4 protein-coding genes and 2 pseudogenes are annotated in these 4,493 nt (G+C 28.2%); all 6 read right to left on the reverse strand.

Translation table 11 applies throughout. The features are described from left to right. Positions 1-188 precede the first annotated feature (188 nt). Positions 189-434: pseudogene (locus DEX24_RS16575) on the reverse strand (transposase domain-containing protein); the annotation flags it as partial. Positions 435-593: 159 nt separating this feature from the next. Further along, positions 594-1,112, reverse strand: coding sequence for a hypothetical protein (locus DEX24_RS16580; RefSeq protein ID WP_109307488.1), 519 nt, complete (start codon positions 1,110-1,112; stop codon positions 594-596). A gap of 9 nt (positions 1,113-1,121) precedes the next feature. After that, positions 1,122-1,811 (reverse strand): SAR2788 family putative toxin, encoded by a 690-nt coding sequence (locus DEX24_RS16585; protein WP_109307489.1) that lies wholly within the window; start codon positions 1,809-1,811, stop codon positions 1,122-1,124. A gap of 1 nt (position 1,812) precedes the next feature. Continuing rightward, on the reverse strand, positions 1,813-2,646 hold the full coding sequence (locus tag DEX24_RS16590) for a S8 family serine peptidase (protein ID WP_109307490.1): 834 nt from the start codon (positions 2,644-2,646) through the stop codon (positions 1,813-1,815). 231 nt (positions 2,647-2,877) lie between these two features. Next, positions 2,878-3,141 (reverse strand): annotated as a pseudogene (locus DEX24_RS16595) (transposase domain-containing protein); the annotation flags it as partial. A gap of 42 nt (positions 3,142-3,183) precedes the next feature. Next, positions 3,184-4,104, reverse strand: coding sequence for a hypothetical protein (locus DEX24_RS16600; RefSeq protein WP_109307491.1), 921 nt, complete (start codon positions 4,102-4,104; stop codon positions 3,184-3,186). Positions 4,105-4,493 lie beyond the last annotated feature (389 nt).

Here is a 4,493-nt window from a genome sequence, read left to right on the forward strand (position 1 = left end):
ACCTCGATCAGCCATAATTTCAGAAACTTCTCGATAACTCAGGCTATATCTCTAGTAATAGCCAACGGCTACTGTAATAATATCTCTTTTGAATTGTTTCCCCTTAAAATGAGTCATTTGAAATCTCCTATCGTTTATTTTTCACTTAATTCTACCTGATATCATGCTAATTGAGAAACTTTGCAACAGAACCTTTCATCGACTCTCCAGGAATCATTTGTTGGTTTAAGATGACGTCGAACTCTTTTATCTAATTCCGGTCCATATTGATGAACCCATCGCATAATGGTTGTGTGGGCCATTGATAAACCACGTTCTTCCATCATCTCAACTAAATTACGGAAGCTCAAGTTGTACCGCAGGTACTATCTCACTGTTAACAAAATAATCTCCGGTTGAAAATGTTTCCACTTGAATAGCTGTTCCTTTTCCATACGAATCACATCCCTATTTAGAGTAATAGTGTTAATATACCCTTACTTTAGAGGTGAATTGCAGTTGTTTATATTTTTTTGCACCAGAACCGAAATTTTTATTTTTGGATTGATCAGCGAGATAAAATTTTTGTTAAAGAATGATTTTTTATATTAAGATTATTCGTGTAATTTATTATAAGATTCTTTAAATTCTTTTTTTAATTTATTAATATTTTCTTTGTCATTTGAAATAATATCTATAACATCAGAATTTAAATACACTAAAAATTCATCAGAGTAGAATACTATATATAATTCTGGTATTCCTTTTTTTAAATGTAGAGAATAATTATACAAATCTATAAAATTTAATCTTTTTACTTTTGCAAATAATATTTTTGTTTCATCATCATCTTTTTCATAGGGTTCTATTATTTCTTCCCAGTTTTTTAAAGGTATTATATTTCCTATTTTTTTCTTGTAATTAATATATTGTTTTTTATTTTTTAAAATATAATCAGAAATAAAAATGGTATTTATATATTTATCTTTATATATTTTTTTGAAAATATATTTTGTAGTTTGAAGTGATAATTCATCTAAAATAAATCTTATTCTTTTGTCATTAGTAGTTTGAAAATATGGAGTTTCTTTGTTTGGCGAAAAATTTATATTAAATTTTTTTAATTCTACCATAATTTAAATTTAATCTCCTATTCTATTTAATTCAATATCATATGTGCCAGAACGTGTTTTTTTACTAGCTAAGCCTTCTATAGTTTTTGCACCTTTCCATGTTCCACCATTATGACTATCTTTATCTATTGTTATATATTTAGGCTTTCCTTTTTTATTGTAAAAAATTTTTTCTCCATGTGAGTATTTATTTGCTAACACAGAATATCCTAATTCTTTTGCTACTTCTTTTGTAACAGCTGGTACTGTACGAACCATAGAACCAACTATACTAGGACCCCATTTTTTTATAGCTTGTTTAAGACCTTGTTTAGCTATAAAACCAATAATTACACCTACTAATGGTGCAATTGATGTATGTACTTCATTGCTATCATATACATATGTTTCTTTAGTATCTAAATCTTTAAAAACAGCTTTGTAATTATTAGGATCGTTTAATGATATATATGAAAATGTTATTTCAAATTCTTTTTTGGTTGTATTATTATAACTATCTTTTAATATTGTTGTTGCTATTATTATATTTTCTTCTTCATTGTATTTTAGATTACTTTCAAAATTCTTGTTTTCAGTAATTAAATTCATTTCAATGTAATTACTATTTTCTTTAATTGTATTTAATTCAGTTGCATTACCTATTCCACTATAGCTAAGAAATAGTGTTATAGAAATTATAATAGCTAATATTTTTTTCATTTTATTCTCCCATATATTGTATTATTTTTTTTGTGTTTGTATACTTTATTGAATCATTATTATTTAAATTACCTCTTAATAACGCTATAAGGCCTGTGACATAAGCCGTAGAAAATGATGTTCCTGTTACATATTCTATTTTTCCTTTTTCATTTAATGCAGGTATATTAACACCTGGAGCTAAATAATCCACTTTTTCCATTCCTGCATATATATATATATTATTTTTTTTATCAATAGCTGAAACGGATATTACTTCTTTGTATTTAGCTGGATAATCTGTTGATGAATCTAAGTTATTACCTGAAGCTGCAATTATTAAAATCCCATTTTTTTTAGCTTTTTTTATTATTTTTTGCAATGAAATATTATTTTTGGATAAGCCATAACTTATATTAATTATGTCTACTTTGTTTTTTATGGACCATTCTATTCCTAATATTGTATTTTTAGTATTACCTTTTCCGTTTTCATCTAAAACTTGTACATCATAAATTTCAACGTGGTCATTTTTTATTCCTATTTGTTTATTTTTGTGTTTTGAATTTACAATTAAACTAGTTATTAATGTTCCATGATTATTTATAGGTTTTGTTTTTGAAGATTTATCAAATGTGTTATAGCTTTTTTTAATAAATTTCCTCATATTATTTTCTTTTGTATTAATACCAGTATCTAATACAGCAATTTTTATAGTTTTTCTATTAATGTCTGTATATGGTATTGGTACAATTGAACATAATGCCCAATTAGAAATGCAATGATCGTTTTTTTTATCAGATAAATTACAGCCCCCTAATGTTAATATTAAAAATAAAAGAAATACTTTTTTCATATAAAATCTCCACCTTTCAATACATTAACATAATAACTAAAATATGTTAATGTATTGAATGTAAATAGTCAGATTTGATACTTCCGATGACTTTTACCCTCTATGCGGTTCTGGTTCAAACACTTGAAGAAAATATAAAAAAGCAACCGATCTCTAGCGACCTCTGGTCTTAAGCAACTAATCCAAACAATTGATGGATGAATTCTTTTTGATTTTGGACGAACTTCTCCCCTGACCTTTTACCTTGATATAGGTTTCATCGACTCTCCAGGAATCATTTGTTGGTTTAAGATGACGTCGAACTCTTTTATCTAATTCCGGTCCATATTGATGAACCCATCGCATAATGGTTGTGTGGGCCATTGATAAACCACGTTCTTCCATCATCTCAACTAAATTACGGAAGCTCAAGTTGTACCGCAGGTACTATCTCACTGTTAACAAAATAATCTCCGGTTGAAAATGTTTCCACTTGAATAGCTGTTCCTTTTCCACACGAATCACATCCCTATTTAGAGTAATAGTGTTAATATCCCCTTACTTTAGAGGTGAATTGCAGTTGTTTATATTTTTTTGCACCAGAACCGTTTTTCTATACTTTTCAAGTGTTAAATCTTGCCACTCTTTATATAATTCCTCTCTTGAAATTAGTTTCCAGGGATTAAAAATAGTTTGGCCATGCTTGTTAAAAAATAATTCTTCTCCTAGATAATAAGCTGCATGTTGAATAAAACCTTGATCATCTTTCCAAATAACAACATCTTCTTTTTGCAATTCCGTACTATGGTTTATAATATAATTGTATTGCTGAAGTTTTCTCATAAATGTTTTCTGTTGAGTCCACTCATAAAGAAACCATTCTTGTTGTCCTTCTGATATAGAAAAAACAACAGCAGCAAAGCAATTGGCCCCGTGGATACTTCCGAAGGTGTTGGCAAATCTTTTTAAAAAGGAAGGAAGCCATTCAGGAACATCTTCACAATCTCCTTTATCCCACCATTCATAAACCATATTTGTAAGTAAATATTCTTTTAATGATTGAGAAAGATTCTCCCACATTTGTCGTTGTATAACTACATGTTCATTAACTATATAATTAGCTGGGAATTCATTTAGGCGATCAATAATAAATTCTGTAGGTACAGTAAGTCCCCTTTCTGTCTTAACTTGAGTACTTAAAATTTTATATTGTTCTTCTACTGGTAATGTCTCAATCCAACTTTTATCTGCTACAACAGCATGAGTAGCATTCTTTATATTCCAATACTCATATCCGTTTACATATTCTATTTGTCCATAAGTATTATGGTCATAGAGTTCATCTATTGGAAGTAATATGACATCTATACAAGTTTTTGCGTTTTCTATTAATTCAGGGGACAAGAAAAATAAATCTTTCTCAGGTACATATGTTTGTATCCATGAAATTAAATTTTCCTTTTTAGGCTTTATTCGCATTATTTTCTCCTTTATATTCCATTTTAAACAGAGTAATCATTTAAACAAATAAAATCTAACATTTTAAACCTAAAGCTATTTGATGAGTTATTATTTCGGAATCGGTTAAATCTAGTAATTCTGCATATTTATCATCCAAGTAACCACCACAAGAAAAATTTCCTATATTTCTAATAGTGCTCAAATTTATTATGTTTTGACTTAAATGCCCACTTTCTAATAATATAAACCTATAACCTCTATCTCCGTATTTTTCATAATATGGATAGGATACACTAAGTTGGACAGATAAAATAAGGGCTTGTAAACTTAGATTATAAAATTAAGGGAGCGTGCAAAATATGCCACGTCAACGTCGAACATTTACACCCGAATTTAAACTGCAATTA

This window comes from Kurthia sibirica, assembly GCF_003143975.1.
GTDB classification, from domain to species: Bacteria; Bacillota; Bacilli; order Bacillales_A; family Planococcaceae; genus Kurthia; species Kurthia sibirica.